The 15103-nt window shown below is 62.3% G+C and carries 16 protein-coding genes; 5 read left to right on the top strand and 11 right to left on the bottom strand.

All coding sequences use genetic code 11. The features are described from left to right. Positions 1-10: 10 nt before the first annotated feature. The 6 genes from AC6CDK_RS11220 to rnc form a co-directional block, all read right to left on the bottom strand. Positions 11-376 carry a response regulator gene (locus AC6CDK_RS11220; RefSeq protein WP_039643832.1) on the bottom strand — a complete coding sequence of 122 codons (366 nt, stop codon included), beginning with the start codon at positions 374-376 and terminating at the stop codon, positions 11-13. Next, positions 373-2049 carry a response regulator gene (locus AC6CDK_RS11215; protein ID WP_039643830.1) on the bottom strand — a complete coding sequence of 559 codons (1677 nt, stop codon included), beginning with the start codon at positions 2047-2049 and terminating at the stop codon, positions 373-375. The genes AC6CDK_RS11220 and AC6CDK_RS11215 overlap by 4 nt, the downstream gene beginning before the upstream one ends. Before the next feature lie 134 nt (positions 2050-2183). Further along, on the bottom strand, positions 2184-3500 hold the full coding sequence (gene der, locus AC6CDK_RS11210; RefSeq protein WP_039643828.1) for a ribosome biogenesis GTPase Der: 1317 nt from the start codon (positions 3498-3500) through the stop codon (positions 2184-2186). After that, complete coding sequence (gene era, locus AC6CDK_RS11205) at positions 3497-4393, bottom strand: GTPase Era (RefSeq protein ID WP_192905440.1); 897 nt, start codon at positions 4391-4393, stop codon at positions 3497-3499. The genes der and era overlap by 4 nt, the downstream gene beginning before the upstream one ends. Before the next feature lie 42 nt (positions 4394-4435). Continuing rightward, positions 4436-5464, bottom strand: coding sequence for an elongator complex protein 3 (locus AC6CDK_RS11200; protein ID WP_192905439.1), 1029 nt, complete (start codon positions 5462-5464; stop codon positions 4436-4438). Continuing rightward, positions 5461-6207, bottom strand: coding sequence for a ribonuclease III (rnc, locus tag AC6CDK_RS11195; protein ID WP_039643822.1), 747 nt, complete (start codon positions 6205-6207; stop codon positions 5461-5463). Before rnc ends, AC6CDK_RS11200 begins: the two co-directional genes overlap by 4 nt. Positions 6208-6341: 134 nt before the next feature. Here rnc and tmk point away from each other — a divergent pair, with 134 nt between their 5' ends. The 4 genes from tmk to metG all read left to right on the top strand — a co-directional run bounded on the left by tmk (position 6342) and on the right by metG (position 10588). Then, on the top strand, positions 6342-6983 hold the full coding sequence (gene tmk, locus AC6CDK_RS11190; protein WP_192905438.1) for a dTMP kinase: 642 nt from the start codon (positions 6342-6344) through the stop codon (positions 6981-6983). Positions 6984-6987: 4 nt separating this feature from the next. Then, positions 6988-7959, top strand: a complete 972-nt coding sequence (gene holB, locus AC6CDK_RS11185) for a DNA polymerase III subunit delta' (protein WP_039643818.1) — start codon at positions 6988-6990, stop codon at positions 7957-7959. Between the two features lie 62 nt (positions 7960-8021). Further along, positions 8022-9059, top strand: coding sequence for a PSP1 domain-containing protein (locus AC6CDK_RS11180; RefSeq protein WP_039643816.1), 1038 nt, complete (start codon positions 8022-8024; stop codon positions 9057-9059). Then, positions 9056-10588 carry a methionine--tRNA ligase gene (gene metG, locus AC6CDK_RS11175; RefSeq protein ID WP_039643814.1) on the top strand — a complete coding sequence of 511 codons (1533 nt, stop codon included), beginning with the start codon at positions 9056-9058 and terminating at the stop codon, positions 10586-10588. The genes AC6CDK_RS11180 and metG overlap by 4 nt, the downstream gene beginning before the upstream one ends. Positions 10589-10592: 4 nt before the next feature. Here metG and AC6CDK_RS11170 read toward each other — a convergent pair whose 3' ends face one another. Then, positions 10593-11192, bottom strand: a complete 600-nt coding sequence (locus tag AC6CDK_RS11170) for a YdcF family protein (protein WP_039643812.1) — start codon at positions 11190-11192, stop codon at positions 10593-10595. 91 nt (positions 11193-11283) lie between these two features. On the opposite strand from AC6CDK_RS11170, the gene rpmB reads away from it, so the two are divergent. After that, complete coding sequence (gene rpmB, locus AC6CDK_RS11165; protein ID WP_010942874.1) at positions 11284-11475, top strand: 50S ribosomal protein L28; 192 nt, start codon at positions 11284-11286, stop codon at positions 11473-11475. A 108-nt stretch (positions 11476-11583) separates the two neighbouring features. Here rpmB and AC6CDK_RS11160 read toward each other — a convergent pair whose 3' ends face one another. From AC6CDK_RS11160 to gmk, 4 genes are all read right to left on the bottom strand, one after another. Continuing rightward, the gene (locus AC6CDK_RS11160; RefSeq protein ID WP_039643809.1) at positions 11584-11964 is read right to left on the bottom strand and encodes a RidA family protein; all 381 of its coding nucleotides are present in this window, start codon (positions 11962-11964) and stop codon (positions 11584-11586) included. Between the two features lie 10 nt (positions 11965-11974). Continuing rightward, positions 11975-14125, bottom strand: coding sequence for a RelA/SpoT family protein (locus AC6CDK_RS11155; protein ID WP_039643807.1), 2151 nt, complete (start codon positions 14123-14125; stop codon positions 11975-11977). A 60-nt stretch (positions 14126-14185) separates the two neighbouring features. After that, positions 14186-14395: a DNA-directed RNA polymerase subunit omega gene (rpoZ, locus tag AC6CDK_RS11150; protein ID WP_039643805.1), complete on the bottom strand. Its 210-nt coding sequence runs from the start codon at positions 14393-14395 to the stop codon at positions 14186-14188. An 80-nt stretch (positions 14396-14475) separates the two neighbouring features. After that, a complete protein-coding gene (gene gmk / locus AC6CDK_RS11145; protein WP_039643803.1) occupies positions 14476-15087 on the bottom strand; it encodes a guanylate kinase in 612 nt (203 codons plus the stop codon). Positions 15088-15103: the final 16 nt, after the last annotated feature.

The raw sequence follows: 15103 nt of genomic DNA, 5'->3' as shown, positions 1-15103 counted from the left end.
CCACCTCTGCTCAGGAGGTGTACTTGACGATCAGATCCTGGAGACGGGCCGGATCGAACGGCTTGACGAGATATTCGTTCGCCCCGAGCGACAGCCCCTTTTCCCGGTCCCGCTCGCTCCCTTCGGTTGAAATGATGAAGAGCGGGATGTGCCTGTAATTGTCGCTGGTGCGGACAAAGCTCACCAGCTCAAGCCCGTTGATGTCGGGCATGTTGATATCGGTGATGATCAGATCGAGCCGCTCCCGGGGAAGCAGGCGCAACGCCTCGAATCCGCTGGAGGCCTCGACGATCTCGAACCCATCCAGGGACTGGATGGTGGCCACCAGCATCGATCGCATGGTGGCAGAGTCTTCGGCAATCAGAATCCTCTTCACGTTCCCCCCTGGCCGCTTTCGAGGAGCTTGCGCTCCAGAAGCGCCTTTTCCATGGCCACACCGGCCTGGGAAAGGAAAATCTCCAGGGCCTCGGTGCCGCCGATCGGCTTTTTGTCGGGCAGATTGTCGCCATAGAGGATGGCGACGACCCGCCCCTCGCTCACGATGGGGCCGACAAAAACCTCGTCGGGGATCTCCGGCCCCAGGTGCTCGAACAGGTATCGGTTCCAGACGGCCGGCTCGGGCCTCACCACGGCCGGATGCTTGGCCTCCAGGATCGCGCTGAAGAGCGATTCGCCGTTACGCGGGATCCGCAGTCTGCTCACTCGTGCGTCAGCGGAGCCCCCGGTCTCCTCGATGCCGAACTGGCCCAGCCCGACGATCTCGTCGCGCCTCACCATGAAGATGATGGCCCGATTCATGAACTCGGCGGCAAAACGGAGGACCATCAAGGTAACGCCTCCGCCGAGGGCAGGGTTGGACAGTTCTTCGAGCATCCCCCGCAGCAGCGTGATGCCGGTGCTCGGCTCCACGGCCTCGACCTCGCCGTTCAGGTCGTCGCCCAACTCCAGGCGCAACTCGTGGCCCAGATTCACTACGTCGCCCGTGGCAACGGAGAGTTCGCCGCCCCGGAGCCGCCGGAGCACATCCAGCAGGTGACGGCAGAAACGCTCGGCTTCCTGCGGGTCCGCCATCTGCGCCCGCCGCGGCTTGATCAGGTGGGGATACCCCATCCCCCCGACCCGGCGTTCGGCGTCGCTGTTATGGTAGTCGGACATGACCAGGAGCCGGAGGTCGGGAAAATTGTTCCGCACGAGCTCCACGAGTTCGAGACCGCCCAGGATCCCCGTGCCGTCCATGCGCGGCATGATGAGATCCGCAAGGACCACTGGCCGCTTTCCCTTGCGATAGAGAGAATCGATCCGGATCAGCGCATCCTCGCTCCGCTCCTGCTGATAGACCCGGTAACCTCCCCCCTCCAGCGCCGCCGCAAGCATCTCCCGGGTCAGGCCATCGTCGTCGACAAGGACAAGCGATACCGGCTCTTGGGTTTGTGCCGCAGCGTCCGGCTGCAGACCGGACGCATCCCCCCCCTCCATGCCGGCCACGGACGGGACGGCTGCCTGGGGCGCTGCAGCGGGAGGAAGGTCTCCGCGGTGCCGTTGTTCGTCGATGATCCGCGCGCCTTCCATGGCCAGGAACTGAGGATTCAGCCCCTGGTCGAGCATGAACTGCATCGGGTCCATCCGGATGCTGTCGACCGCCTCCACGGTTTCCTGAAGCTCAAAGTCGAAGGCTCCCTCGACCCAGGCGAACAGGGAGTAGACGACTTTTTCGAATTGCTCCCGGACCACCTCGTCGATGGCCGCCGCAGCTACTCCATACTGGCGGATCAGGATCGAGCCGAGCCGGGCCTGAAATCCTTCCCGTTCCTGGAGGGCAAGGGCGCCGCGGAGGGTCGCCAGATCAATGAGTCTCTTGCGGATCAGCAGTTCGCCGAGGCTTTCCTGGAAACTGCTCGACGAGGCCCGGATCACCTTGCCCTGGCGGAAAACGATCTCGCCCAGCCGCCCTCTGCTGTTGAGCCGCAGGACACCCGATTTGCGGGAAAGGCTTACGATCTGGAGGATTTCCCCCAGGCCCAGATCTTCCAGGTTGCCGACGAGACTCATACCCGAATCCTGTCAACACGTCGCGGATTGGTGCTGGAAGCGGCGCCCATCATAAACCATCGGCCCATGCAAGTAAAGTGGTTACGACTCCCCGCGAGGGGCCGCCCAGCCGCCGTTTACGCTCGTTCGGGGGGCTAGCGTTCCCGTCCCCTGAACAGCAGGCGTAAGGGCGTTCCGGTAAAATCGAACGCCTCGCGGAATTTATTAACAAGGTACCGTTCATAGGAAAAGTGCATCCCATCCGGCCGATTGGTGAAGATGACGAAGGTGGGGGGCCTGGTCCCCACCTGGGTGGCGAAGTAGAACTTGACCCGCCGCCCCATGACGAGCGGGTGGTGATGGCTCTCCACCGCCGCCGAAAAGACCCGGTTGAGCTCCGAGGTGGTGACCCGTTTCACGAACTGGGCCATGACCTTGTCCACCTCTTCCATGATCCGGTTGAGCCGCTGGCCTGTTTGTGCCGACACAAATACTATCGGCACAAAGGCGAGATACTTGAATTCAGTCCTGATCTTATCCACGAAGCGCCCCACGGAGCTGTTGTCCTTCTCAATGGCGTCCCACTTGTTGACCACGAAGATGCAGGCCTTGCCCGCCTCAAAGGCATAGCCGGCAATCCGCTCGTCCTGCTCGGTCACCCCCTCCTCGGCATTGAGCACGATGAGGACCACGTCGGCCCGCTCGATGCTGCGCAGGGAGTCCACCACGCTGTATTTTTCGATCTTCTGGGTGGTCTTCCCCTTGCGCCGGATGCCTGCGGTATCGATGAGGAGGTAGCGCTTCTTGTTGCAGGTGAACCAGGTGTCCACGGAATCCCGGGTGGTGCCGGGGGTGGGGTTGGCCACCACCCGCTCGTATCCCAGCAGCCGGTTGACCAGGGAGGATTTGCCCACGTTGGGGCGGCCCACGACGGCGATCTTGGTCGCCTCGCGCTCCTCGGGGCTGGTGGTCCGCCGGGGCAGGGCCGCCACCACCTCGTCCATCAGGTCGCGCACGCCGCGGTTGTGCTCCGCCGAAATGGTAAGCAGATTGTCGACTCCCAGGGAGTAGAACTCGGATGCCGCCACCTCCAGGGTTTCGCCATCCACCTTGTTGACCACGAAGAAAACCGGCTTGTCCACCCGCCGGAGCATCTCCACCACTTCCACATCGGCGGGGTTGAGTCCGGCGCGGCCGTCCATGAGGAAGAGGATCACGTCGGCCTCTTCCATGGCGAGCCGGGACTGCTCGCGCATCTGCTGGAGGAGGCGGTCGGAGCTCTCGGGCTCGAACCCGCCGGTGTCGATCAGGATGAAGGGGACGTCGAAACGGGTGACCGTCTCGTAATTGCGGTCCCGGGTTACGCCGGGCATGTCGTCAACTATCGCCTTGCGGCGCCCCACGAGGCGGTTGAAAAGGGTCGACTTGCCCACATTGGGGCGGCCTACTATGGCAACGATCGGCAGTATCATCGGTATCCGAGCTCCTTGAGTATGTTCGGGTTTTCGCTCCAGTCCCTGCGGACCCGCACGAAGAGCTCCAGAAACACCTTCGTGTCGAGCAACCGCTCGATCTCCAGCCGGGCCTCGCTGCCGATCTGCTTGAGCATGGCCCCCTTGCGGCCGATGATGATCCCCTTCTGGGAGTCGCGCTCCACCGTGATGGTGGCGGAAATGGAGACGAGGCCTCCGTCCTCCCGCTCCCGGAAGCTGTCCACCTCCACGGCGGTGGAGTAGGGAATCTCATCACGGGTGAGGCGAAAGACCTTTTCCCGCACGATCTCGGCCACAATGAACCGCTCGGGCAGATCCGTGAGGATGTCGTCCGGAAAGTAGACCGGCCCCTCGGGCAGGGTATCGCGCACCACCTCCACCAGCCGCTCCACGTTCTCGCCGGTTTCAGCGGAAACCGGCACCACTTCGCGGAAAGGAAACAGCTCGGCATAGGCGGTGAGCCGCTCGGCCAGGATATCAGGATCGATGAGATCGATCTTGTTGACAACCAGGAAGACCGGTACATTCACGCCGGGCAGAAGCCCCGCGATCTCCCGCTCCTGGTCGCCCGGAGCCCGGTTGGCCTCCACCAGCAGCATGACCAGGTCCACCTCGCGGATGGAGGAAAGGGCCTCTTCCACCATGAATTTGTTGAGCCGCGAACGGGCGTGGTGGATTCCCGGCGTGTCGATGAACACGATCTGGGCGCCGGGCAGATTGTGGATTCCCTGGATGCGGTTGCGGGTCGTCTGGGGCTTGTCCGAGGTGATGACGATCTTTTCCCCGAGGATCCGGTTGAGAAGCGTCGACTTCCCCACGTTGGGGCGGCCGATGATCGAGACAAAGCCCGAGCGGAATGGCGTTTTAGACAACATAGTACTCCTTGTGAGTGTGGCCGCCGCTAGGGCGGCTGTTCAGTCGGTCAGACCGCCGGCAACGGTGCCGCCGGCGTGGGTCAGGGTAAGGGTATCGGGTGCCGCGGCGGGGCAGCCGGCAACCCCGGTGATGACGATCCCCCGCCGTTCCAGCAGGCGGGACAGGTTGGCGCGCCGCTGTCCCACCACATCGGAAATCCGTGCGGGGGCACAGGCCACCGACACCTCGGTTCCCGCGGCAAGGCCGGCGGTAAGCCGCTCCAGCAGCCGGTACCAGAGCTCGCCCTCCACGAGCTGGCGCAGGGCCGGGTGCCAGGGGCCCGCCAGCACCGAACGTTCCAGGATATCCGTCGGCTGAAGGCCCAGCCGGATGACCGGGACCCCGGCCCGCTTGCAGGCCAGCAGCATGTCGGCACAGAGAGATACGGCATCGGCAAGGGTCAAGGGGGTGTAGCTCCCTTCGGCCCAGAGTTCGGCAAGCCTGGTCCCCGCCACTACCAGGGTCGGGTAGATGCGGAGGGAGACGGGCTTCAGATCGAAAATCCGCGTCAGGGAATCCAGCGAACGCTCCCGGCTGTCGCCGGGCAGTCCGGGCATCAGTTGCGCCCCCGCGGCGATCCCCTCGCGCCGCAGGACCTCGAATGCCCGCACCGTGTCAGCGGCCGAGTGCCCTCTGCCGGACGCCGCCAGAACCCGGTCGTCCATGGATTGGACGCCCAGTTCCACACTGGCTACCCCCATGGACTTCAAAAAGCCGGCTGTTTCGGCATCGAGGGCGTCGGGCCGGGTGGAAAGCCGCACGCTCCTTACGGAACCATCGTGCCGAAGGGGCTGCAGCGCCGTCAGGAGTCTCTCCTGTTCGCTGCGGGGAAGGCTCGTGAATGTGCCGCCGTAAAAAGCCGCCTCAACGGGCCGTCCCCTGCCGAAGGCCTTCACGGCGGAATGGATCTCTGCGGCGGTCGGAAGCCCACCGGTCCGGCCTGCGATGCGCTCCTGGTCGCAGAAGACGCAGCGGTGGGGGCATCCCTGGTGGGAAATGAAGAACGGGACGATAACGGGCCGCGTCATGGGGCAGCGCTGCGCCGCCCCGCTTCGAGGCGTTCCAGGCATTGGCGCGCCGCAGCCTGCTCCGCCTCCTTCTTGCTCCTACCAGCCCCCTGGCCCAGGAGCTGCTCACCCACGTACGCCGCCACGGTGAAGCGCAGGTCATGGGCGGGACCACTGGTATCGACCAGGACATATCGGGGCAAGCCACCATACAGGGCGTGGGCCAGTTCCTGGAAATCAGTCTTGAAATCCCGTCCCTTTACCCCGGCAGCAACACCGGCCAGGCGTGGGCCGAACCACGCGTCCACGAGACGCTCCACCGGAGCCATCCCTCCGTCGAGATACATGGCCGCCAGAAGAGCTTCCAGGGCATTGGCGAGCAGCGATCTGCGGTGGCGGCCTCCGGAGCGCTCCTCGCCGCGCCCGAGGCGCAGATAGCTGCCGAGCTCCACGGCCGCGGCCAGGTCGGCGAGAGTCTCTTCGCCCACCAAGGCCGATTTCATCCGTGCCAGCGTCCCCTCCCGGCTTTCGGGGTAGTGCTGCAGGAGCATCTTGCCGATGCAGAAACCAAGGATGGCATCGCCGAAAAATTCGAGCCGTTCATTGTCGGGAACCGTCGGGGAGCGGACCTCGTTCAGCCAGGAACGGTGGGTCAGGGCCTCGTCCAGAAAGCGGCGGTCAGTGAAGCGATAGCCGATCGAGGTCTCCAGTCCCTCCGCTGATGCCGCGCCGCCGGCGACGGGTTGTTCATCCGTTTCACGCATAGCTGGGAAGTATAACCCGATTCCATCGTCTTTATCAATAGATATGCGGACCGGAGACCATTTTGCGCTTGATAATGCATGACCTCTCGCCTATAATTCGGCCTTTACGAATCGAGAGGGTACGTCCGGGCCGTATGGGCTATTTCATTACATTCGAAGGCATCGAGGGATGCGGCAAAACGACCCAGATCCAGCGGGCGGCACAGTCCCTCAAGGAGGCGGGCCACCGGGTGGTCGTGACGCGCGAACCGGGCGGCTGCCCCATTGCCGACGACATCCGGGCCATCCTGCTGGACGCCGGCAACAGCGCCATGGTCCCCATGACGGAGCTCCTCCTCTACGCGGCGGCGCGGGCCCAGCACGTGGCCGAGGTCATCGCACCCGCCCTGGCGGAGGGGGCCGTGGTCCTCTGCGATCGCTTTACCGATTCCACCCTCGTCTACCAGGGTTTCGGCCGCAACCTGGACCGGGATCTCATTGCCCGGCTCAACACCCTGGCCGCAGGACAGATCCGGCCGGACCTCACCATCCTCCTCGACTGCCCCGTGACGGTGGGGCTTGCCAGGGCTGCGGCGCGGATCAGCTCCCGGCAAACGAACCGGGAAGAACGGTTCGAGCAGGAATCGCTCCTCTTTCACGAGCGGGTGCGAGAGGGGTTTCTCGCCCTGGCCTGCGGGGAACCCCACCGGTTCGCCGTGATCGACGGAAACGAAGGGGTCGAAGCGACGGCAACGGCCGTGGCGGGTGTGCTCCTGAACCGCGTGCCCCGGAGGTAGGACGATGCCCTTTTCCCGCGTCCTCGGCCAGGAAACCGCCGTAAACGTCCTGCGGCGCGCGCTCCGTTCGGGCAAAGCGGCCCATGCCTACCTCTTCGAAGGGATCGAGGGGTGCGGCAAGATGACCACCGCCCTCGCCTTCATCGAGGCAGCCTTCTGCCGGCGGGACGACGGCTGCGGCTCATGCCCCTCCTGCCGGAAAATGGCCGGACTCCAGCACCCGGACCTGCACCGCCTGGCTCCCGAGGGTGCATTCATCAAGATCGACCAGATAAGGGAACTGCAGCGGGAGCTTTCCCTGCGTCCGGTTGAGGCACCGATGAAGGCATGCATCATCGACGATGCCGATCGGCTCAACCCGGCAGCGGCCAACGCGCTGCTCAAGACGCTGGAAGAACCGCCGGGCAGCGCCCTTCTGATCCTGCTCACCACGAACCCGGCAGGGATTCTCCCCACGGTCCGTTCCCGCTGTCAGCTCCTGAGGTTTTCGCCGCTCCCCGAGCGGGTGATCGAAGAGTACCTGACGGACGCAGGCCGGGAACCGGACGCAGCCCGCCTGGCCGCATCCCTGGCTGGCGGTAGCCTCTCCCGGGCGCTGGAGATGGAGGAAGGGAGCGCCGGGGCGGCCCGGCAGGGACTGATCGAACGGCTTCGGACTCTCACTCTGGAAGAGATCACCCCCCTCTTCGCGGCCGCCGAGGAACTGGCCGCGGACCGGGAACGCGCCGTGGAGGCCCTTGGCACCCTCACCTCACTGTTGCGCGATATTCTCCTCATCCAGGGAGGAAGCAACGGGGTGGTCAATCGGGATCTCGTCGCCCTTCTCGAAGAAGAAGCGTGCCGGGTGACGCCGGAGCGGACCCTCGCCCGCCTCGGCCACGTCATGGAGGCGCGCCAGGCGCTCCAGCGCAATGCAAATCCCCGGCTCACCATGGACGTGCTCCTCATGCGCCTGGCGGACCGGACGGCACCGTAACGCACTCCGTCTAAAAAACGGGCACTTCAAACTGACAACGGGGAACTCCCCGGGAGGATAGTGTGGTCAAAATCGTCAAGGTCCAGTTTCATACCGCCGGGAAACTCTACGACTTCGGTTCCGGCGACCTCGACCTGAAACAGGGTGACCGGGTCATCGTCGAAACCGAGCGGGGCCGGAGCATCGCCATGGTCGTTACCCCGCCGCGGGAATACGAAGATACCCATGCCCCTGAGGGGCTCAAGAACATCGTCCGCCTCGCCGAACCGTCTGACCTGGCTTCGGCGGCCCGCAACGCGGCCAAGGAGCAGGACGCCTACCATTTCTGCCTCCGCAAGATCAAGGAGCGGGGCATGGACATGAAACTCGTCAAGGTGGAGTATCTCTTTGACGGGAGCAAGGCCATTTTCTACTTCACCGCCGACGGGCGGGTCGATTTCCGGGAGCTGGTCAAGGATCTGGCCCACCAGTTCCATACCCGCATCGAGATGCGTCAGATCGGGGTACGGGACGAGTCCAAGATGATCGGCGGCATCGGCATCTGCGGCCGGGAGCTCTGCTGCTCGTCCTTTCTGCGCGATTTCGAGCCCGTCTCGGTCAAAATGGCCAAGGAGCAAAACCTGGCCCTCAACCCCACCAAGATCTCGGGCCAGTGCGGCCGGCTCCTCTGCTGCCTCGGCTACGAATTCGAAACCTACTGCTCCCTCAAGAAGTGCCTGCCCAAATGCGGTAAGATTGTGAAGTGCGGCGCCGCGGAGGGGGAGGTCGTCAAGCAGAACATCCTGGAAGGGACCGTCACCATCCGGACCGAGGAAGATCGCGAAATGGTCGTCAAGGGCGAGGAGATCAAGCCCGAGAACATCTTCGATCGCCCCAAGGCCCCGCGCAAAGAGGGAGGACGGGAGAAAGACCAGAAATCGCCCCAGGACGGGGAGCGCCGCGAACGCCCCCGGGAGCGCGACAAGGAACGCAAAGAAGGCTCAGGTGGCGAGCGGCGCGAACGTCAGGAGCGGGAGCAGGCTCCCCCCCGCGAGGAGGGGGGCAACCGGGAACGCCGGGGCGGCAAGGGAAGAGACCGGGATAAAAAGGAGAAGAAATGAGCCGAACGTTCTATGTCACGACACCCATCTACTACGTAAACGACGTACCGCACATCGGCCACGCCTACACCACCCTTGCAGCAGACGTTCTCGCCCGCTACAAGAAGCTCAAGGGGTACGAGGTCTTCTTCCTTACCGGCACCGACGAACATGGCCAGAAGGTCGAAAAGGCGGCCAACACCGCCGGCGAAACGCCCCTGGAACTGGCCGACCGGGTGGTCAAGCGTTTCCAGGGCCTGTGGGAAAAACTGGACATCCAGTACACCGACTTCATCCGCACGACCCAGGAACGGCATAAGAACGGGGTCTCGCACATCTTTACCAAGATCATGGCCCAGGGTGACATTTACCTGGGTGAATATGAGGACTGGTACTGTACTCCCTGCGAAACCTTCTGGACCGAAACCCAGCTCATGGACGGCAAATGCCCCGACTGCAACCGTCCGGTGGACAAGCTCAAGGAAGAATCCTACTTCTTCAGGATGAGCAAATACCAGGAGCAGCTCCTGGCCCACATCGAGGCGAATCCCGACTTCATCCAGCCCAAGAGCAGGCGCAACGAGATCATTTCCTTCGTAAAGGAAGGCCTGCGCGACCTCTCCGTCTCCCGGACCTCCTTCAATTGGGGCATTCCGGTTCCCGGAAACGAAAGGCATGTCATCTACGTCTGGTTCGATGCCCTGACCAACTACATCACTGCCCTGGGCTATCCGGATGAGGAAAGCGCGTTCAAGACGTACTGGCCGGTGGACGTTCACCTGATCGGCAAGGACATCCTCCGTTTCCATGCGGTCTACTGGCCCACCTTCCTCATGGCCGCGGGACTGCCGGTGCCCAAAAAGGTCTTTGCCCACGGATGGTGGACCGTGGAAGGCCAGAAAATGAGCAAGAGCCTCCAGAACGTGGTGGAGCCCAACATGCTGGTGGACCGGTACGGCATCGACGCGGTCCGTTATTTCCTGCTGCGTGAAGTCCCCTTCGGCCTTGACGGCGACTTCTCCCACGCGGCCCTTGTCCACCGGATCAACTCCGACCTGGCGAACGATCTGGGCAACCTGCTCAACCGCTCCACCGCCATGGTCAACAAGTACTTCGACGGCGTTCTCCCCGCCCCCGGCCCCCAGACCGAGCTGGACACCGCCTTCAGGGAAAAGACCGAAGCCATGGTGCGCCAGGTGGATGCCTGCATGGACGAACTGGCCTTCAGCAAGGGACTCCAGGCCATCTGGGAGGTGATCTCGGCGGGAAACAAGTACATCGACGAGACGGCCCCCTGGACCCTGGCCAAAGACCCGGCCAAGCGGGACTACCTCGGCACGGTCATGTACACGCTGTTGGAAGCCCAGCGCATCGTGCACCTGATCCTCTCGGCCTTCATGCCGCGCACCGCCGCCAAGGCCCTCGACTACCTGGGATGGACGGAGCCCTGCCGCGACGAAGATCTCGCATGGGGCAGGCTGGCGCCCGGGGCGCGGATCGTCAAGGCGGAGGCCCTGTTCCCCCGCATCGAGGAGAAGGAAGAGAAATAGTTCCCTACCTGGCCGGGGTTCGCAACTCCGCCGAGGCAAAAAGGAAGAAAAACCTGAAGAGACAGTACTTGTAGAACTCGCTGAAGAGAAGCCGGAAGCTCCCCTTGTCGTCCCACCACCGCTCCTTGAGGTTGGTGGTGTCGACCGGGTGGGGATAGATGGCGATGTCACGCGGCAATACCTGGCGGAAGAGAAGAGTGGCCCGCTTCATGTGGTAGCGGGAGGTGATCAGCCGGATTGAACGCACCTCTTTCCGCATGATGATCTCCCGGCCGTAGAGGGCGTTTTCAAGGGTGTTGCGGGACAGGTTCTCCAGGAAAACACGATCTGCGAGCCGCTCTCCCTCCCGGTCCCGGAACAGGTCCCGCTTCTTCACCACGGGATCGACGCCGATGAGATAAAGGTACGTGCCTTTGCGCTCCCGGAAGAGGCGGACTCCCTCCTCAACCCTCCCCCGTCCCCCGGCCAGAACCACGATGGCATCGGTGGTCACATCCCTCTGGCGCAGGGAAAAGGTTTTGTAGGCAAAGTCCACGAACAGCACGGCCACTATGATCAGCACTACGATGAGAAGGGATATGATCCCCCGGAAAAAGAGAGCCATCACACATCCTTGACGGAACATTTCACTTGCATTCGCATTTTCCGTCTGCTATAAAAGGGAGCTTCGAAAGCCACCCGAAGGGAGTAGAACCATGTCCAAAGTTTGCGAAATCTGCGGCAAAGGCCCCAGTTTTGGTAACAATGTCAGCCACGCCAACAACAAGACCCGCACCACGTGGCATCCGAACCTCCAGAAGGTGAAGGCCGTCCGCAATGGCAGCGTCAAGACCATCAAGGTCTGCACCCGCTGCATCCGTTCCGGCCACGTAACCAAGGCCGTCTAGCCCCTACGTTCGCCAGGCCACGAAATGACTGAGCCGCAGCGCGTAAGCGCGTGCGGCTTTTTGTCGTTCCAACGCCGGCATACCCCACAGACACCTGCCATTCGCCCCTTACCGGCAGAACGCAATCGCCTCGATTTCCACGAGAGCGCCCCGGGGAAGCCCCTTCACCTCCACGGTGGAACGCGCCGGCGGCGCCGCAGCAAAGCGGCTGCCGTAGGCCTGGTTCACGGCGGCAAAATCAGCGAGATCCGCAAGAAAGATCGTCGTCTTCACGATGGCGTCAAACCCGAGGCCCGCCTCGGCCAGCACCGCTGCCATGTTGTCCATCACGCGCGTCGTCTGGACCGTGATGTCCCCGTCGACCATTTCGCCGGTGGCGGGATCAAGGGGAATCTGGCCCGACAGGAACAGGAATCCCCCTGCCCTTACCGCCTGGGAATAGGGACCGATCGCCCTGGGCGCCTGCTCCGTCGCAATAATCTCTTTCATGCTCCCCCCTTCAATTCTTCATTCGCTCGACCGAAATAACACCGCTCAGCTTCATGATGTTGTTCATTACCCGCTTCAGGTGATTCAGGTCGGTAACGTCCACTTCAAAGACATTGACCCCGCGCTTGTCGACCGTGCTTTGGATCGACGCGCTGGAGATGTTCGCTTCACAATCGGTGATGGCCTGGGTGATGGTGGCGAGAATTCCCTTCTGGTCGTGACAGGATACTCGAATTTTCACCGGCAGGGCAGCCTTGCGCTCACGGTTCCAGGTGACGGCGATACGGCGCTCCGGGTCGTTTTCCAGGGCCACGGGACAGTCGGCGGTATGGATCGTGACCCCTCTTCCGCGAGTGATGAAACCGATGATGTCGTCTCCGGGAACCGGGTTGCAGCACTTACCGAAACGCACGAGAACATCGTCGACCCCGCCGATCTGGATGGCGCTGGGAGACGAGCCGGTGAGCTTGCCGATCATCTTCCCGATGCGGGATTCCTTCTGTTCCTGGCGCTCCTGAAGCTTTTCCTCGGGAAGCAACTTGCCGATCACCTGGTTTGCCGAGAGCTTGCCGTAACCAACGGCGGCCATGAGGTCATCGTCGGTGGAGAGGCCGAACTCCGAAGCCACTCGCTTAATTTCTCCGCTTTTCTGCAGCTTGGCCAGGTTGAGAGAATAGCGCCGGAACTCCTTCTCCAGGATCTCCTTGCCGAGAGACATGCTCCGGACCCGCTCCTCTGTCTTGATCCATGCCCGGATCTTGTTGCGGGCACGGGAACTCTTGACGATCTTCAGCCAGTCCTTGCTCGGAGTGTGGTGCGGAGAGGTGATCACCTCCACGATATCGCCGTTCTTCAGCTCATACTTGAGGGGAACCAGCTTGCCGTTCACCTTGGCGCCCACACAGCGATGCCCGATGTCGGTGTGGATGGTATAGGCCAGATCAATGGGGGTCGACCCCTTGGGGAAGCTCTTCACGTCCCCCCTGGGAGTAAAGACGTAGACCTCCTCGGGGAAAAGTTCCACCTTGACCGTATTCATGAACTCGTGGGAATCCTGGAGCTCCTGCTGCCACTCCAGCAACTGCCTCAGCCAGGCGAACCGCTTGACCTCTTTCTCGTCGTACCCCTTGCCTTCTTTATACTTCCAGTGAGCTGCGATGCCGGCCTCCGCCACCCGGTGCATGTCGGACGTGCGGATCTGGACCTCCATGCGCTCCCCGTGCGGACCGATGACCGTCGTATGGAGCGACTGGTACATGTTCCCCTTGGGCATGGCGATATAGTCCTTGAAACGGCCAGGGATCGGTTTCCAGGTCGAATGGATGATCCCGAGGACCTCGTAGCACTCCCGGATGTCGTTCACCATGACCCGGATCGCCACAAGGTCGTAGATCTGGTCGATGTCCACATTGCGGGCCTGCATTTTGCGCCAGATGGAGTAGAGGTGCTTGCTCCGGCCGAAGACATCGCCCTTGAGGTCGTGCTCGGCAAGCTTGGAGACGATGATCTGCCGCACCTCCTCCACGTAGCTTTCCCGCTCCTTCTTCTTCTTGGCAACCTTTGAGGCCAGGTCGTAGTAGATCTGTGGTTCCAGGTAACGGAAGGAAAGGTCTTCCAGCTCGCTCTTGATCCATGAAATGCCGAGGCGGTTCGCAAGGGGGGCGTAGATATCGAGGGTCTCGCGGGAGATGGAACGTTGCTTCGGCTCGGGCTGGTACTGGAGCGTCCGCATGTTGTGGAGGCGGTCGGCGAGCTTGACAAGAATGACCCGGATGTCGTTGGCCATGGCCAGCAGCATCTTGCGGAAGTTCTCGGCCTGACTCTCCTCTTTGGTCTTGAAGTGAATCTTTCCGATCTTGGTGACGCCGTCGACCAGGTTTGCCACCTCGACGCCGAACATCCCCTCCAGTTCCTCCCGGGTGGTGAGGGTATCCTCGATGGTGTCATGGAGCAGCCCGGTCACCACCGTTGGCACGTCGAGCTTCAGGTCAGCCAGTACGCCCGCCACCTCCATGGGGTGAACGAGATAGGGCTCTCCCGAGAGACGCGTCTGTCCCTGGTGGACCTTGGCGCAGTAGACATAGGCCTTGCGGATCAGGTCCAGGTCGGCCACCGGATTGTAGGTGACGACCTTATCGAGGATATCGTTGAGCCGTATCATGGGGAAAAAGACAAAAAAAGGGCGGAAGCCTGGTGCTTCTGCCCTGGGGAGATCCTGTGATTAGCGGGAACGACGACTGGTCAGCTCGTATCCGACCTTGCCGGCGGCGATTTCACGCAGGGAGATCACCACGTTCTTGTTGGCGCCCCGGGTGTCGATGAGCGGACGCGCCCCCTTGTACAACTGCTTGACGCGCTTGGACGCAAGCATGACGAGCAGGAACCGGTTATCCACCTTGTCCAGGCAATCCTCTACGGTTACGCGTGCCATTGTTACTCCTTTCGTGCAACCGGTACCCGCTGACGGCGGGGACGGTAACGTGGGTAAAGTCCGGCCCGCAACGGGGCCATTCAATCCATTGAAAAAATTCCTGAAACCGCATCCAGCACCCTGGCTGTGCGGCACTGCTCGGCAATGATCACCGATTTGAGCTCTTCAACCGCCCGGCTGAACTGATCGTTGACGATGATATAGTCGTACCAGCGGGATTCCCGGATCTCGCCGGCAGCAGCGTTGATCCGCCGGCTGATCACCTCGTCGCTGTCCGAGGAGCGCCTGTTGAGCCGCCGACGCAGTTCCTCGAAGCTGGGGGGGAGAATGAAGATATAAACGCCGCCCGCATACCGCTCCTGGAGCTGGCGTGCCCCCTGGATATCGATATCCAGGATGAGATCCACGCCTGCTGCACGATTCTCCTCAAGGGTCCGAATGGAGGTGCCGTAGCAGTTGCCGTGAACCTCTGCCCACTCCGCGAACTCATCCGCATCGATCATCCGGCGGAACTCATCCATGGAAACGAAAAAATAGTCTTTGCCATGGACTTCGCCGGGCCGCGGCGCGCGCGTAGTGTAGCTGACAGAATGCCGCAGATGTGGAAAAATGTCAATTATTTCTCTGCACAGCGTGGTTTTACCCGCCCCAGACGGTGCCGACAGTATGTATAAAACCCCTTCACGCTTCATCAAGACCCCGCTCATG

Source organism: Geobacter sp. PheSNFMC, from assembly GCF_059620965.1.
This window is presented reverse-complemented; position numbering and strand designations above follow the sequence as displayed.